The sequence below is a fragment of the Alishewanella maricola genome (genome assembly GCF_016343785.1).
In the GTDB taxonomy this organism is placed as follows: Bacteria; Pseudomonadota; Gammaproteobacteria; order Enterobacterales; family Alteromonadaceae; genus Alishewanella; species Alishewanella maricola.
In genome coordinates this window covers 433,619-449,300 of the sequence record NZ_JAEINI020000001.1, presented here as the reverse complement: position 1 = coordinate 449,300, position 15,682 = coordinate 433,619, and the positions used below count along the sequence as shown (strand labels likewise).

The 15,682-nt window shown below is 45.2% G+C and carries 20 protein-coding genes; 12 read left to right on the top strand and 8 right to left on the bottom strand.

The window, feature by feature from the left end:
• Positions 1-2 precede the first annotated feature (2 nt).
• Entirely contained in the window at positions 3-299 is a 297-nt protein-coding gene (locus JAO78_RS02240; RefSeq protein ID WP_226749719.1) for a DUF3301 domain-containing protein, read from the top strand.
• On the opposite strand, the gene JAO78_RS02235 is transcribed toward JAO78_RS02240, so the two are convergent.
• Positions 296-634 carry an Mpo1-like protein gene (locus tag JAO78_RS02235; protein WP_226749718.1) on the bottom strand — a complete coding sequence of 113 codons (339 nt, stop codon included), beginning with the start codon at positions 632-634 and terminating at the stop codon, positions 296-298. The two genes, JAO78_RS02240 and JAO78_RS02235, sit on opposite strands and share 4 nt — an antisense overlap.
• 5 nt (positions 635-639) lie before the next feature.
• Positions 640-1,290, bottom strand: coding sequence for a GNAT family N-acetyltransferase (locus tag JAO78_RS02230; protein ID WP_226749717.1), 651 nt, complete (start codon positions 1,288-1,290; stop codon positions 640-642).
• 157 nt (positions 1,291-1,447) lie between these two features.
• Between JAO78_RS02230 and JAO78_RS02225 the strand changes: the two genes are divergently transcribed.
• A complete protein-coding gene (locus JAO78_RS02225; RefSeq protein WP_226749716.1) occupies positions 1,448-1,690 on the top strand; it encodes a DUF2789 domain-containing protein in 243 nt (80 codons plus the stop codon).
• A 7-nt stretch (positions 1,691-1,697) separates the two neighbouring features.
• Here the strand turns inward: JAO78_RS02225 and JAO78_RS02220 are convergent, their stop codons facing one another.
• Positions 1,698-2,075 (bottom strand): DUF3192 domain-containing protein, encoded by a 378-nt coding sequence (locus tag JAO78_RS02220; protein ID WP_226749715.1) that lies wholly within the window; start codon positions 2,073-2,075, stop codon positions 1,698-1,700.
• Positions 2,076-2,258: 183 nt separating this feature from the next.
• Here JAO78_RS02220 and JAO78_RS02215 point away from each other — a divergent pair, with 183 nt between their 5' ends.
• Together JAO78_RS02215 and JAO78_RS02210 are read left to right on the top strand one after the other, a co-directional pair.
• Positions 2,259-2,561, top strand: coding sequence for a hypothetical protein (locus JAO78_RS02215; protein ID WP_226749714.1), 303 nt, complete (start codon positions 2,259-2,261; stop codon positions 2,559-2,561).
• Positions 2,548-3,330 (top strand): DUF2310 family Zn-ribbon-containing protein, encoded by a 783-nt coding sequence (locus tag JAO78_RS02210; RefSeq protein ID WP_226749713.1) that lies wholly within the window; start codon positions 2,548-2,550, stop codon positions 3,328-3,330. Before JAO78_RS02215 ends, JAO78_RS02210 begins: the two co-directional genes overlap by 14 nt.
• Here the strand turns inward: JAO78_RS02210 and syd are convergent.
• A complete protein-coding gene (syd, locus tag JAO78_RS02205; protein ID WP_226749712.1) occupies positions 3,309-3,866 on the bottom strand; it encodes a SecY-interacting protein in 558 nt (185 codons plus the stop codon). The two genes, JAO78_RS02210 and syd, sit on opposite strands and share 22 nt — an antisense overlap.
• 60 nt (positions 3,867-3,926) lie before the next feature.
• Between syd and queF the strand changes: the two genes are divergently transcribed.
• The 8 genes from queF to JAO78_RS02165 all read left to right on the top strand — a co-directional run bounded on the left by queF (position 3,927) and on the right by JAO78_RS02165 (position 12,441).
• Positions 3,927-4,769: an NADPH-dependent 7-cyano-7-deazaguanine reductase QueF gene (queF, locus tag JAO78_RS02200; RefSeq protein WP_226749711.1), complete on the top strand. Its 843-nt coding sequence runs from the start codon at positions 3,927-3,929 to the stop codon at positions 4,767-4,769.
• 414 nt (positions 4,770-5,183) lie between these two features.
• Positions 5,184-6,740 carry a GGDEF domain-containing protein gene (locus JAO78_RS02195; RefSeq protein ID WP_255654343.1) on the top strand — a complete coding sequence of 519 codons (1,557 nt, stop codon included), beginning with the start codon at positions 5,184-5,186 and terminating at the stop codon, positions 6,738-6,740.
• A 32-nt stretch (positions 6,741-6,772) separates the two neighbouring features.
• Complete coding sequence (gene ppnN / locus JAO78_RS02190; protein WP_226749709.1) at positions 6,773-8,131, top strand: nucleotide 5'-monophosphate nucleosidase PpnN; 1,359 nt, start codon at positions 6,773-6,775, stop codon at positions 8,129-8,131.
• Positions 8,132-8,133: 2 nt separating this feature from the next.
• A complete protein-coding gene (xni, locus tag JAO78_RS02185) occupies positions 8,134-8,943 on the top strand; it encodes a flap endonuclease Xni (RefSeq protein WP_226749708.1) in 810 nt (269 codons plus the stop codon).
• Between the two features lie 6 nt (positions 8,944-8,949).
• Complete coding sequence (locus tag JAO78_RS02180) at positions 8,950-9,354, top strand: DUF3192 domain-containing protein (RefSeq protein WP_226749707.1); 405 nt, start codon at positions 8,950-8,952, stop codon at positions 9,352-9,354.
• Complete coding sequence (locus JAO78_RS02175) at positions 9,335-10,996, top strand: hypothetical protein (RefSeq protein WP_226749706.1); 1,662 nt, start codon at positions 9,335-9,337, stop codon at positions 10,994-10,996. The genes JAO78_RS02180 and JAO78_RS02175 overlap by 20 nt, the downstream gene beginning before the upstream one ends.
• Before the next feature lie 157 nt (positions 10,997-11,153).
• Complete coding sequence (locus JAO78_RS02170; RefSeq protein ID WP_226749705.1) at positions 11,154-12,161, top strand: isocitrate dehydrogenase; 1,008 nt, start codon at positions 11,154-11,156, stop codon at positions 12,159-12,161.
• 52 nt (positions 12,162-12,213) lie between these two features.
• The gene (locus tag JAO78_RS02165; protein ID WP_226749704.1) at positions 12,214-12,441 is read left to right on the top strand and encodes a VF530 family protein; all 228 of its coding nucleotides are present in this window, start codon (positions 12,214-12,216) and stop codon (positions 12,439-12,441) included.
• Positions 12,442-12,646: 205 nt separating this feature from the next.
• Here the strand turns inward: JAO78_RS02165 and JAO78_RS02160 are convergent, their stop codons facing one another.
• From JAO78_RS02160 to JAO78_RS02145, 4 genes are read right to left on the bottom strand one after another with little or no spacing between them, the layout of a single operon-like run.
• Positions 12,647-13,213 carry a nucleoside deaminase gene (locus JAO78_RS02160; protein ID WP_226749703.1) on the bottom strand — a complete coding sequence of 189 codons (567 nt, stop codon included), beginning with the start codon at positions 13,211-13,213 and terminating at the stop codon, positions 12,647-12,649.
• Positions 13,210-13,683 (bottom strand): xanthine phosphoribosyltransferase, encoded by a 474-nt coding sequence (gpt, locus tag JAO78_RS02155; RefSeq protein WP_226749702.1) that lies wholly within the window; start codon positions 13,681-13,683, stop codon positions 13,210-13,212. Before gpt ends, JAO78_RS02160 begins: the two co-directional genes overlap by 4 nt.
• A gap of 20 nt (positions 13,684-13,703) precedes the next feature.
• Positions 13,704-14,405, bottom strand: a complete 702-nt coding sequence (gene deoD, locus JAO78_RS02150; protein WP_226749701.1) for a purine-nucleoside phosphorylase — start codon at positions 14,403-14,405, stop codon at positions 13,704-13,706.
• A 13-nt stretch (positions 14,406-14,418) separates the two neighbouring features.
• The gene (locus JAO78_RS02145) at positions 14,419-15,630 is read right to left on the bottom strand and encodes a phosphopentomutase (RefSeq protein ID WP_226749700.1); all 1,212 of its coding nucleotides are present in this window, start codon (positions 15,628-15,630) and stop codon (positions 14,419-14,421) included.
• Between the last annotated feature and the right edge of the window lie 52 nt (positions 15,631-15,682).

Genomic DNA, 15,682 nt, shown 5'->3' with positions numbered 1-15,682 from the left:
CAATGACATCAATTTGGTTACTACTGCTGTTAGTCAGCGTAATTTATGGGTTTTGGATGCAACGTAAACAAGATGAGCGAGCTTTTGTGTTAGCTCGCCAATTATGTCAACAGCATCAATTACAATTTTTAGAGTGTGGCCGCAATCGCCATCATTTTCGCAAATTGCAGCAAGGTTGGCGCTTACTCACCAGCTATCAGGTTGACTTTAGCAGTGATGGTGAGAGCCGCTATCAAGCAGAATTGCTATTAAGCGGCATGCGTGTGGCAAATTTTACTTTACCCGCGCATCGTATTTAAGACGGGGGCGATGTCCGGGCCAGGTGTTGTAATTTGCCGCTTAACTGGCCAGTTAAAAAGTCTTTATACATCACCCAATCGGCTGCCAAACTATAGAAAGGATAGTTAAACGTGGCCGGTTTATTATGCTCAAACAATAAATGGCCCAACCAAGCAAAGCCATAACCGATGACAGGTAAACTGAACAGCCATAGCCACTGTTGTGTTAACACTGCCCAAAACAGCACGACGAGCACTAAACTGCTACCCATATAATGTAAAGTCCGACATAGCGGATTGGCATGCTCGCTTAAATAATAGGGATAAAAATCGGCAAAACAGGTAAAACGTGCCATACCGTTTAACCTTGAACCGACTGACGGGCGCGAAACATTAAAGTGCCACTGACTGAGCCAAAAGCAAGCTCACTGACTTTTTGATATTGCTCATCTGCAAAAAAAGCGTGGTACTTTGCTAATGTGACAAAAACACCAATCCCTGCAGACGACGGATCTTCATCAACTAAGCCATCCACGGCCGCAATTAAATAATGACCCAACCCCGCATGCTGATATTTCGGCGCCACGGCAATAAAAGCCAGCATGTGATAGCGTTTTGCCGGCATTGCCGCATGAATTTTTTCTTCTTTATTTAACAGCTGTTTGGTAGAAACAAAGCCGGCAGTTAACAGCATTTTTAAACGCCAATGCCACAAACGACTGCTGCCAATGCCTGAATCTGGCCCGACTACACAGGCTACACCCAGTAACTGCTCTTGATTAAACAAGCCGATGATTGGCTGCCCGGCTTGCCAAAAAGTATTCAGCTCTTCGCGAATAGCGGAGCGCAAACGAGCTTCATAATCCGTGTCAGCAGCACGAAAAATTTCCATAAAAAGTGGGTCATCATGATAAGACTGATATAACACGGAAGCAGCCAGTTTTAAATCTTCGCCTGCCAGCAAACTGGCCGTTAATTGAGAGGGTTCAAAATTAGTTACCTGAGCTAACATGCGGCACCTGCTATTGTTGTTGTTTTTTTATTCACAATAGCAGTGTCATGCTAGGTTGCCAAGTATGATTTTTACAGCCGATGTATCGTTAATCACGCTAAATCACCGTGCAAAAACGGTAATAAATACTATTCTTAACGTCAAACAGGAGTAAAAAATGGATACCACAGCAACCACGTTAGAAAATTTATTCGCGCAACTCGGTTTAGCCAATAGTACTAAAGCGATTGAAGACTTTATTCAAACGCACCAATTAACCGAAGACACCAACATTGCCAAAGCACCCTACTGGAATGAGGCGCAGGCGAGCTTTATTAATGAGGCACTACGAAATGATGCAGAATGGTGCGAAGTGATTGATCAATTAAATGCGCAACTACATCAAGTTGCTGCGCAATAACCGCTACTTATAAATAATTGTAGGCTTTCTCACCCCAACCACTGAGTTGATCGCCATGAAATACAATAGGCGTACATTCATCTTTCGTGGTTTTATTATCTCGGCGATTAAGTTGTGTGCGATAAAACAGCACTTGAACTTGCTCGCCGTTTTTTTGAAAGGCCTCGGTGAAATCAGGTGCACCGAGTAAAGTTTTTACTTCTGCTACGGAAAAGCCTAACTGTAACTGGTTAATTTTTTTCAAATTTTCATGTTGTGCTTTATCTGAAGCCAATTGATTTTTTGGCTCATCCGTATTGCCAATAGCCACGACACAACCACTTAACCCCAACACCAGAAACGCCACTACACCGGCTTTAATCATTTTAGTGCACATACCCGACATAAATCTTCTCCTTCTAAGTAATGCCAGTAATCAATAAAGTATGATACTTAACACGCCAAACCAAGCAAAATTGACACCAATTTTAAAATATTATTAATTTCAGCAACTTAAAAACATAGGGCTTTTGCTAAGGCCAAGGGAGTGGTAAATTAAACTACTTTTTGGTGAACCAGACGATCCGCTATGACCACAGCTATCCGTTTATTACAACACGCTGCAGCCCAATTGCGTCAAGAAGGCAAAAAGCCCAGCTTAGCGCTATTTAAAGCGAAACTAACTGGGCAACTTAATGCACCAGAACTGTTTACAGCATACCAGCAATGGCGCCAGCAGCCGATCGCCGAAGAAGATCCTGCATTGGTCGCCGATCTGGCATTTAGTCGGCCCATCAATGCCGAGCAAGATATGAGCAGCCAGCTTAACCGCATTGAACAGAAACTCGATTTATTAATCAGCCTGTTAGAAAACAATAATGTATCTCGCTGAGTTACGGTTTCGGGTCATCGCTGATACCGATTTAACGCAGGCAGAACAAGCTATCCGTGCTTATATTGAAGCCTTGATCTTTAATGGCCAAGTATTAGGCAGAGAGTTTCCTACCGCATGGCAACAAGATACGTTTAGCAGCCGGGTTGTACTGGCCAGCCAAGATGCGCTTACCAGCAAATGGCACAGTAATAGAGTACGATATGCTGAGCAACAATTAACCGAGGCGGGCCTTGGCTATGCCCAACACACCTTACTTGGCGCTGATTTGATGTCACAGCAAACCTGTGAAACCCTTCCCAAGAGCCTGATATTATTTACTAGCTTCGCCGATACCTGCTCACCTTTACGTTGTGCTGAAACCTTGCGACCCGTGCCACTCTTTTGGTTAACCGCAGCAGAAGACGATTTTGAAGCATTGATCCGCTGGCAGATCCAATATCAGGCCTTAGATGAAATACAGTTACAAGAAGATCGGGTACTACCGAAGATCGCCGAAAACAGTCTGCAGCAATTACATAGCAAATTAAATCGACGCGGCCGCCAATTGGCACAGCAGATCAGTCGACTTAATCAGCTGCCGATCTGGTATGCCCTTTACAGTGGCAGCAGTTCGGATTGTCAGCAAGACGCTAATAAATGTTGTCCCGGCTGTGGAGCTGATTGGCGTCTGGCGACGCCACGACTCGAGATGTTTGATTTTCAATGCGATAACTGCCAATTGCTCAGTAATATCGCGTGGGAGTGTCAGTCAAAACAAGCGTCGTAAACTTGAGGAGTTAAACTGGCTAGAAACGACGGCAGATCATCGGCAACTTTTTCCGAGACTTCTTTTCCAACATGCTCTAAGAATACCTCGCCGGTGCTATTTAACACCGACAACATAATATTGGCGTCATCAGTTACGGCAAAAAATACCGTAGCTCGCTGTTTTAAGCGTTGCTTCATTAAAATGTGACCAATAATGTTTTCTTGCAAACGGCTAATATCATCTTGATTCCAAGGCAATAGTAAAGCTAACTTGCCACGTGGATGCCCTGCGGCCATATTCGCTGCATAAAAACAGCTGTAAAAAGCTTTAATGGAGGGATGCAGCATTAACTCTAATGCTTGCTCAATATTGCTAAAATCCGCGGCGGGTTGCTGGGCAACAGGTAGCCAACTGACCTGATCCTCGGCTAACCATTGCTGTTGGCAAGGAGAAGGGCTAGCTGGATCGGCCCATGCCGTTAATGGCTGCGCCGTGGCCTGATGCCAAGTGACACTGTGTTCGATAAATTTTGCCAACGCTTGTTCAGTAGACACCTCTACTCCTCGGGACAGTTATGATAATATGCGCGGTATTGTAGCTAAAAAGACAGAGAAATGACAAAAAGCCATACCGACATTCTGGCCGACTTAAGTCTAGGCAAGATTACCGATTATGTTGATCACTACACTCCTACGCTGTTACAAGCGGTTCCTCGTAGCTTAGGCCGCCAAACACTTGGCATAAGCGATGCTGACCTGCCCTTTGTTGGTCAAGATATCTGGCACGGTTACGAACTATCTTGGTTAAACGCCAAAGGCAAACCCATGGTGGCGCTGGCGACTTTTGTGGTCCCGGTAGACTCGGCCAACTTAATTGAATCTAAATCCTTTAAATTATATTTAAACAGCTTTAATCAAAGCCGCTTTGCTGATTTAGGTCAAGTTTATCAAGCATTACAACAAGACTTATCGGCGTGTGCTGGTAAGCCAGTGCAAGTTAGCCTGCATAATGTAAGTGAAATTATGGCGTTTCAAGCAACCTGGATCCCAGGTATCTGTTTAGATGAATTAGATATTAGCGTTGACCAGTATCAGTACGATGCCAGCCTATTGGCATTAGATCCGAACCGAGATCGCGTTGATGAAAAGCTGCATTCGCATTTGTTAAAATCAAATTGCTTAATTACCTCGCAACCCGATTGGGCCAGTATTTATATTCATTATCGCGGCCCAGCACTATCGCATGAAGCCTTATTAAAATATTTAATCAGCTTCCGCAGCCATAACGAATTTCATGAACAATGTGTAGAACGCATTTACACGGATTTATGGCGCTTTGCCAAGCCCGAATTTTTAGCAGTATATGCGCGCTATACACGCCGTGGTGGCTTAGATATTAATCCATTACGCAGCAGTGAGCCTTATCAGGCACCCAATATTCGTTTAAGCCGCCAATAATGTAACCCATCACGTACCCCAACACACAAAAAGACAGCATATCGCTGTCTTTTAGCTTCTTTACGGCTTTGATTCAGTAAAATGATGCTAAAACATGAAAGCCAATAAGAAATATTACACGTGCACTTTCATTTCAGAGGTGATTCTGTTTTAATAGTCACACCTGTTGATGCTGACAACAGGCAATAGCAAAATGGAACCTGATAATGTTACATCTTACCCCTACAGAAGAAACTAGCTGGCTGCCTTACTACCTAACAAAGTAAGCCAAGCTAAAATAATAAGAAATATCGAAAAGCGAGCTTAAGCTCGCTTTTTACTTTAAGTTTTTTAGCATTACGCTACCTTCTTAGCCCACTCTGGGGATATACTTGATCCATCAAGACTCTTGGAACCCTTAGTAAGGTGGCTGCATTGCAACAAGACCTGAAGCAACAACTTAGCCAAGCCGTTTCTGCTCGAAAAACCTTAGAGCAAACTTACCAAAAGCAGTTTTCACTGCTTTCGCAGCTTGTATTACGCTTATCCTTACTAACAAAAGGCATTGATTTAGAACTGGATAATCGACTAGCAAAGTTACGCAGTGCGCTAAGTAAAAGTGCAGATCTGGAAAATGTCTTACCTTTAATTAATGATATAAGCAGCAGCTTGCAAGCGCTTGAAAAGCAACAAGAGCTTGAGATTGTTAAGATCCAACAAGAACTGACCCAAGCAGGCAAAATGCTGCAACAACAGCGGGGTTTACCTGATCAGTTACGCCGCGATTTACGCCAACTGTTAAGTAAAGTTGAGCAGCCCACCGCAACTTTACAAGCTTTTTTGCCGCAACTGACGCACCTTACGCAACTTTACCAAACCGCATTAAGTGCGCATCAGGATGCCAAAAACAGCAACGTTTTAAGTGATGGTCATGATGAGCATGAGCGCTATGCACATGTTTGTCGGCAATTGACTTTAGAACTGAGTAATTTACTGAGCGAGCTCACCTTTACCGAAAAACACGCTCCTGCTGCCGAACAAATCAAGGCCAGTTTACTCGGTTCATTGACTATTGAAGACCTCTTTAATGCCTGTTTAACCACCATCAACATTATCGCCAATGGCTTGCAAGAAGAGCGGCAATCCTCTGAAAACTTTTTATTAAAGTTGAATGCAGCCCTTGCCAGTGTGCAACAAGCTGTTGAAGCAACCTTACTAGATTCAGGGCATTTTCAACAAAAACTCGCCACGCTAAATCAAAAAATCGAAAATCAAATCGATGACCTAGGCAAACAAACTAAAAAAGCACAGTCTTTAGAACAACTTAAAAGCTTGGTTATCGTGCGAATGAATGATTTAACCGAGTCATTAAATGAAAAAGAACGGCTAGAACAACAAGAGAGAAAGAAGCTGCTGGGCAGCTTGGTTGTGATGGAGAGCCGCGTCAAAGAATTAGAGCGCGATGCTAAAAGTTTTAAAGAACGTCTCGCCGAGCAAAGTATTCGCAGTGCTCGTGATACTTTAACGGGGATCCCAAATCGTGCTGCATACGAAGCTCGCCTAGATCTAGAATTTAAACGCTGGCTACGCCAAGGCACGCCGCTATGTATTATTTTAGGTGATGTAGACTTTTTCAAGAAAATTAATGACAGTTACGGCCACAGTGCCGGTGATAAAACCCTTCGGGTTATTGCCAAAATACTACAACAATCGATACGGCAAACAGATTTTTTAGCCCGTTACGGTGGCGAAGAATTTGTGATCATCATGCCCGATACTAAACTGAGTCAAACCAGTGAGCCGCTTAATTTAATAAGAGAAAAAATCAAAAAAATTCCGTTTAAATTTAAAAATGAACATGTGCGTATTACCATTTCTTTCGGAGCCACAGAGTTTTTAGCCGGTGAACAACCGCGCCAAGCATTCGACCGCGCCGATGAAGCCTTATACCTCGCCAAAAAGGGCGGACGGGACCAAATAGCATTAAAGTAACAACGCTGTTGCCCGCAATCAGGAGATTGCCGATGCAAGTACACCTTAACCCATTGGGTGCTATGGATTTATTATCCCAATTAGAAGTTGAACGTTTACAACAAAATACCGAAAACGACACTTATCAACTGTTTCGCAATTGCGCCCTTGCGGTGCTGAATGTCGGCAGCCATACCGACAGTTCAGCGGAAATCTACGAACAATATCAAGATTTTTCGATTAAGTTACTCAGCCGCGAGCGCGGCATCAAAATTGAATTAAACAATCCTCCGCAAAGCGCCTTTGTCGATGGCAAAATTATCAAAGGGATCCATGAACACTTGTTTGCGGTGTTACGCGATATTTTGTTTTATCACACCCGTCATAGCGGCGAAACTCACCCTTTAGATTTTAATAATGGCGTGCATCTGACGCACAGTGTGTTTGATATTTTGCGGAATGCTCGTGTCATCGATGCCACCAGTGAACCGGATATGATTGTTTGCTGGGGAGGCCACTCTATCCGCGAAGCAGAATATCACTACACGAAAGAGGTGGGTTATCAACTCGGTTTACGCGGTTTAAACATTTGTACTGGCTGTGGCCCGGGCGCGATGAAAGGTCCAATGAAAGGGGCCACAATTGGCCATAGTAAACAACGTATTCGCACTGGACGCTATTTAGGTTTAACCGAGCCCAGTATTATTGCTGCCGAGCCACCCAATCCGATTGTAAATGAATTAGTGATCTTGCCAGATATCGAAAAACGCTTAGAAGCTTTTGTGCGCGTGGCACACGGTATTATTATTTTCCCAGGGGGGGCCGGTACAGCGGAAGAATTACTGTATCTGGTGGGCATCATGCTAGATAAACGTAACGCTGAGCAACGCCTTCCAATCGTTTTAACCGGCCCTGCCAGTAGTGCAGCTTACTTTAATGAAATTGCCGATTTTATTCAGCAAACACTTGGCGCTGAGGCATTAGCCTTGCTGGAAATCATTATTGATGATCCGGAAGCTGTGGCAAAACGCTTAAAACAAGGTTGTCAGGATGTGCGTGCCTATCGTAAATCCGTAGGTGACGCTTACCACTTTAATTGGACCTTGGATATCGCGCCTGATTTTCAACAACCTTTTATCCCAAATCATCAGAATATGGCCGCACTCGACTTGCACCTCGATCAGGACAAAGCGAAACTAGCGGCTAATTTACGCCGCGCATTTTCGGGTATCGTGGCCGGTAATGTTAAAGACGAGGGCATAAAAGCCATTCGTCAGCATGGCCCCTTTATTCTCAGTGGCGAGCCAGTTTTAATGCGTTTGATGGATAAATTATTGGCGGCTTTTGTTGAGCAAGGTCGCATGAAATTGCCTGGCAGCAAATACGAACCCTGTTATCGGATCTCACAATAATTATGGCTAGAGTAATACTATTAGATGCGCTAAACCTGATCCGTCGCTTGTATGCGGTACAAGAACGCCCCTACCTGCCTTTAGCGGAAGAAGTCGCAGAGGGTACGCGTCAGCAAATCATTAGTAATACTCAACAAATGCTACTGCAAACGTTAAGCCGCCTGCGCCAAGAGCTGCAGGCCACTCATGCGTTAATGGTATTTGACGGTGACAATAGCAGCCAGTGGCGACAAAAATTATGCGCCCTGTACAAAGCCAATCGTAAGCCCATGCCCAGTATTTTAGCCGCTGCCCTGCCCGACTTATTAACCGCTACCGAGCTAAGCGGCGTGAAATGCTTTCATCAGGCTGAATATGAAGCAGACGATGTGATTGCCACTATTGCCACCAAGATACGCCAGCACCAACAAGACGTGGTTATTGTGTCAACCGATAAAGGCTATTTACCGCTACTAGGCCAAGGTGTTGAGATTTATGATCCTTTCGCCCGACACTATGTCAGCCGCGAACAGGTAAAAGAAAAGTTTGGTGTGCAGCCAGAGCAACTCGTCAGTTGGTGGAGCTTAGTGGGTGATAGTACCAATAATATCCCGGGAGTAAACGGTGTGGGCCCCAAAGGTGCTGAAGAATTTATGGCACTAGGCCGCAGCTTAAATGATGCCTTGCAACACCCTGATTGCCCGAAAAAATTGAAACTAAAAATCACTGAGCAAAAACAAGATATTATTCTTTATACTCAAATTTTGACATTGCAAACTCAATTAGAGCTGGGTTTAAACTTACAAGATATACGCTTAACGGAGTCATCGTAGTCACTTATGAAATTTAAAACCCTGCTATGGTTTGCTGCTGGTGTTGTACTCTATTTTGTGAGTACTTTCGCTATTTTGCGTTTTTATCCCGATGACCCGACTCAAATGAATTGGCAAGACCGCGAATCTTTTAATGCTAAAGTGATACAACGCCTTGATCTGAAGCAACCCCTCGCGCAGGATGCGCTGATCAATCGTTTAGGCAGCCCCGATATTACCGAAGCCTTTGTGCTTAATAATCAAGTTTATCAACTATTGTACTATCGTACTCATCGTAAAGCTGCAGACGGTATTACCACTGCAGACGAATGTACCGCCTTATTATTTATTAATCGCCAACTGACCGCCATAGGTGACGACGCCACGAAACACTATCTGGAGCAGCAACCGCATGCCGGATCAATCGATTAATTGGCTACGTAGTTACCAACAACTGCCCTTGTTAAGCCAAGCGCTAGCGCAAGCCGATACACCTGAAACCTTGCAAAGGGTTATTCAACAAGCGCGAGAACTGCATATCCAACTGCAACAAAGTAGTGAAATTAATTTAGCCGCAGCAATGGCGCAATTATCCTATATTCCCTCGGAAGAACCGGCTACGGTAAATCGCACCATCAAAAGTTGGGTGCTGTTGATGCTATGGACTCGCCTGAAACATTGGCCTAAAGCACGACGCGATCTATTAGGGGTAGCCGTGTTATTGGCCGGTTGTAGAACAGTACACAATAAGATACCAGCGGCATTACAATTAGCCAAAAAACTGAAAGAACATAAAATCGGCGGCATTATTACCACGGTACTCGCTGGCACTTTTCATCGCTTACAAAAACGCCTACCTTGGCAGGTGCATCACGACAGCCCACTATTAACCTTAGCCATTGAGCTGGGTTATCAATTACAACCTGAAAAGGGCAGCGCACCGGCTTTAGAAGTACTGTTAGCGCGCTGGATTATCGGTTCTAATGATGAGTTAGTGTTAACCGAAATCAGTCAGTTAATACACTATGCACCTGCATTGTTCTTGTGTGGTCGAGTTGCCAGCGATGAGCAAGACAACTTTTGGCTACTTTGCCATGCGGATAATCACAGCGAAGGCTATCAGGCGTTGCAATACTGGCCAGAACACCAACGTTTAGCGGAGCATCCGACTAAACGTAATTTGGATGAATTGAATATTTTGCCACCGGCTAAGCTGATACAGCAACACTGGTTAGCTAAAGTCAGTATGCCAAAGCGACCCGAAGTGCCCATACTCAACCCAAATGACCTAATGCAGCAGTCTATTTTAGGCAGTTTAAGTCACAGCGATTTAAATGCTCAGGTTAGCTTACTAGAAAAGCATCCGGCTATTGCTCAATTGTTACTCGAGAATGCCACTGCCAGTAATCGGCAGAAAGTTGCAGTGAACAATTTACGTCATGCGCTTGCCAGTTTCGGTCAAGCACAGTTGCCGCTTGCGGTAGCACGCGCCGAACTGCAGTTTTACCTGCAATGCCAGCGCAGTAATCAGCATGCTTGGTTATGGCAATTACAACAGGCGCTGTATCATAGCTTATTCCTATTAGGCCAACACTTAGCACAACCCTTATCACAGCAACAAGCAGGCTTAATCGCCTGTTGTGCCAGTACGCCACTGTGGCATCACCCTAGCCTGCAAGCCGTACCGGCCAGTCGTCTCGTCCAACATCAACATTTACTGAGCCAACTCGTACAAAAATACCTGCTGGAACCGGTTAAAAGTCAGCGTTTGACGGCAGCACTATTGCATCATTATCAGTTAGAAAGTTGGGCTGAAGGCGCCATGTGTCAATATACACAACATATCGAAGGGATGCCTTGGACCTTGGCCGAGCAACAAGGCTTGCTGTTACGGTTGGCCTGGCAGCTGACATTTAGCGTATTTTGTTATCCGATGGCGCAGCAGAGCACCCAACATCTGCTTCAACAAGCCACAACTACGCTATCATTACCGCTTAAATCATTAAAAGAATGGCAGCAACTGCTGCTGCAGTACGACGGGCTGTTTTATCCGCTAAATAGTGAATTTGCCTAACACAATTTACATTCACCAAACTTATAGCACCTATCAAAGTCGTGACTAGCTATCCTGCGCGGTAAACTGGCTTAAAACCCGCTGCAGCGCTATAATGAGAACGCTTTCAGGCCGACGCCTGACTATAAATATCAAAAATATACAGCTAAGGATTTCCATGAGCAAGCAAACGATTACCGTGATTAAAGGCGATGGCATTGGCCCAAGTATTGTTGAAGCCGCGATTCAAGTACTGGAAAAAGCCGGTTGTGATTTTGACTACGAATACGTGGATGCCGGTTTGACCGCGCTGGAAAAAACCGGTGAATTGCTACCACAAGCCACCTTAGACGCTATTCTTAAAAACAAGATCACACTCAAAGGCCCTTTAACCACGCCAGTAGGTGAAGGCTTTACTTCAATTAACGTAACCTTACGTAAAAAGTTTAACCTGTACGCTAACGTTCGCCCGGTGATCTCATTTAAAGGCACCAAAGCCCGTTACGAAAATATCGATATTATTACCATTCGTGAAAATACCGAAGGTATGTATTCAGGCCATGGCCAAACCGTGTCTGAAGATGGACAAACTGCGCAAGCGTCTAGCATTGTCACTAAAGAAGGCGCGCGCCGTATTGCCGAGTTTGCTTTTGAAACCGCACGCCGCGAAAGCCGCAAAAAAGTCACCATCGTGCACAAAGCCAATATCTTAAAATCGACTTCAGGTTTATTCCTGAAAACGGCGCGCGAGGTTGCTCAGTCGTATCCGGATATCGAAGTTCAAGAAATGATCGTTGATAACACTTGTATGCAACTGGTCATGAACCCACAGCAGTTTGACGTAATTGTCACCACTAACTTATTTGGTGATATTTTATCGGATCTCTGTGCAGGCCTTGTGGGTGGTTTAGGCATGGCGCCAGGTGCGAATATCGGTAAAGATTGTGCCATCTTTGAAGCGGTGCACGGTAGCGCGCCAGATATTGCGGGTAAAAACCTAGCAAACCCAAGTTCAGTGATCTTAGCGTCGATTCAGATGCTAGAATACTTAGGTATGAAAGATAAAGCCGATAAGATTTTAGCGGCATTAACTGACGTGATCGCCAGCGGTGATCGCACCACGCGTGATTTAGGAGGTAGCTTCGGCACAACCGACTTCACTGCAGCCCTGATCGAACGTTTATAACATCTGATAGCCAGCGCCAGCAGCGATTGCCGCTGGCGTAATGGGAAACCACATGACACAAACAAATAACCCCTTGCATGGCGTTACGCTAGAACAAATTGTTACTGCGTTAGTGGTGCATTATGGTTGGCCCAAGCTGGCAGAGCAGATTGACATTAACTGCTTTAAAAAAGATCCGTCGGTAAAAAGTAGCCTAAAGTTTTTACGGCGTACCCCATGGGCACGCGAAAAAGTCGAAGCGCTTTTTATCAGCAATAAACTGTATAGCAAGGTTAATTGAATGGAAAAAGCCAGCTAACGCTTAATTAAAGTCAGTTAAGCATGACCTGTTTGCTCTAAATCAACCGTTGAAGGCCATGGATGGCCGGAATCGAGCCTCAGGGATGATTCATGGCGTGTTGATGTGAGCAAACTGCGTCATGCTAAACACTAAATGATCGGTATTATGCTAAAGCTGGCTTTTTTATTAATGCTATTGTGATAGCTTAACCATTATAAATGGTGCCACCCTCTTGCAAATAATGCTGTAGCACTGCAGCTGCGGCATCACGCTCAACTAACCGCACCACTTCAATACCCACATCGGTTAGATATTGATAGCTTTGCTCATATACAGGGCCTTCATCAAAGCCAATCGCTCGCGCATCATCGGCGGTTGCCGCACAGACCAAACGCTTCACCCCACTCCACAAGGTACCGCCTAAGCACATAGCGCAAGGCTCACAGGAGGTAAACAACTCGCGCTTAACACCATCTGCAGACAAGCTAAAGCTTTGCAGTGATTGCTCAGCCAGCATAATCGCCATCATCTCGCCATGGGCAGTGGAGTTACTTAACGGCATGACCCGGTTAACCCCTACACTGAGTAACTTTCCGCTTTCGATATCAAAAATCGCACTACCAAAAGGGCCACCCGTGCCACGCAATACGTTTTGCCGAGATAACTCTATGGCTAGCGCCATTTTTTGCTGATCGTTTTGATACGTCTGCTGCCAATCAACTACCTCGTTGATCCAGTCAGGCAGCGTTAAAGTCAGTTGAGTAAGGCTCATACTTCCTCGGCCAGTGGTTTACTGTAGGCTAACTCCATATCCCAAGGTAACTGGATCCAAGTATCTTGCTCGATATCCGTGACGTAGTTATCCACTAACGGCTTACCCTGTGGTTTGGCATATACCGTAACAAAACGCGCCAGCGGAAAACGCTCGCGCAGTGCCTTTGCCGTTTCACCGGTATCGACCAAATCGTCGACCACTAACAGTTTGGCCGAATCGGCTAACTGCGCGTCTTTTAAGATCGTTAAACTACCTTGCTTATCATGATCGTAACTGGCCACACAGATACTATCGACGGTACGAATATTCAGCTCACGCGCCAAGATGGCTGCTGGTACTAAACCGCCGCGGCTTACCGCGACGATGGCATCAAAGTCTTCGGCTAACAGCTGACGTGCCAGCTCTTTCGTGGCGCGATGAAACGCTTCCCAAGACACATAAAACATTTTATTGGTGGTTAATGACATAATCAGCAATCCCTCGTTGTTTACAGACAGCCTAAGGCGACTTCAACCATTTCATTAAAACTGGTTTGACGTAACTCGGCACTTAAGGCTTCACCGGTTCGGATATGATCACTCACGGTAAAAATGGCTAATGCATTAATGCCATACTCTGCTGCCACACCGTACAAACCGGCGGCTTCCATTTCCACGGCCAACACACCGTATTTTTCGAGGGTATCGAATAACGTTTCACTGGGGTTATAGAATAAATCTGAAGTGAACACGTTACCCACTTTGACATCAATTGACTTAGCACGGGCTGCTGCAACGGCTTTTTCTAACAAACCAAAACTGGCCATTGCGGCAAAATCTAAACCGCCAACACGATTACGGTTAACCATAGAATCGGTGCTCGCGCCCATACCAATTACCACATCACGCACTTTAACCGATAACGGTAAAGCACCACATGAACCGATACGGATGATGTTTTTTACATCGTAAAATTTGACTAATTCAGTGGCATAAATAGACATAGACGGCACGCCCATACCTGAACCTAATACACTGACTTTTTTACCTTTATAAGTACCGGTATAGCCAAACATATTGCGTACCGTGTTAACGCAAACGGCATCCTCTAAAAACGTTTCAGCAATATGTTTTGCCCGCAGTGGATCGCCAGGCATTAACACGGTTTCAGCAAAAGCGCCCGCAGGGGCATTAATATGTGGAGTTGCCATAATTTCTCTTTAATTAATTCAAATCAGCTAAGAAAGATGCACCGTATGCCATGGCATCCAGCGCGAAATAGTCGGCCAAGGTTTGGCCCATATCAGCAAAACTCATGCGTTCGCCAAGATCAACACCGTTTAACCCTTGTTTGTAAACCAGCACTGGCACATATTCGCGTGTGTGCTCAGTACCCGGCCAAGTGGGATCGCAACCATGGTCAGCGGTAAGTAATAACAAGGTATCTTCATCACAGGCATTAATCAGCTCTGGCAAGCGGCTATCGAAATACTCTAATGCCTCGCCATAACCAATAGGATCGCGGCGATGGCCAAAGTTTTGGTCAAAATCGACCAAGTTGGTAAAAATTAAACTGTTATCCGGCTGTTTGGCCATTTGCGCTAAAGTGGTATCGACCAAATGCGCTAAACCATTGGCTTTTAACGATTGCGAAATACCCTGATGCGCGAAAATATCGGCAATTTTACCAATACTGATCACCTGACCACCTTGCTGCACCAATTTATCGAGTACAGTCGGCGCAGGTGGTAATACTGAATAATCACGACGATTACCCGTTCTGGCATAGTTCTCTGGCGCAGTACCCGTAAAAGGCCGAGCAATGACGCGGCCAATATTATATTTGTCGAGCAGTTCGCGGGCTACTTCACAAAAGCGCAGTAAACGCGCTAAACCAAAATGCTCTTCATGCGCAGCCACTTGAAACACGCTATCAGCTGAGGTGTAACAAATCGGCTGGCCTGTTTTAATATGCTCATCGCCCAGTTTTACTAAAATATCGGTGCCCGAGGCATGACAATTACCTAAGATACCGCTGATGCCTGTGCGCTGGCATAATTCTGAGATTAATTCTGGCGGGAAGCTGTCTGTTTTAGCGCTAAAATAGCCCCAATCAAATAACACCGGAACACCGGCCATTTCCCAATGACCACTGGGTGTATCTTTACCACTACTCAGCTCACGGGCATAGCCATAAGCACCATGCAGCGAACTGGCATCGGCGACTGTCGGTGCTTGGCCCTGACTGGCGGCGGTACAGGCTTTTACCAAGCCTAAACGCGCGAGATGAGGTAATTGCAAGGCTCGTTGTTTCTGCTCGGTAAAGGTTCGGGCAATGCTGGCAAAGGTATTAGCGCCTTCGTCACCAAACTTTGCGGCATCCGGCGCACTGCCGATCCCAAAACTATCGAGGACTAAAATTACTGCTTTTGCCATCACATACTCCTGTGCAGAACAGCCATTGTTGGCGATGTTATTTTGCCAGATA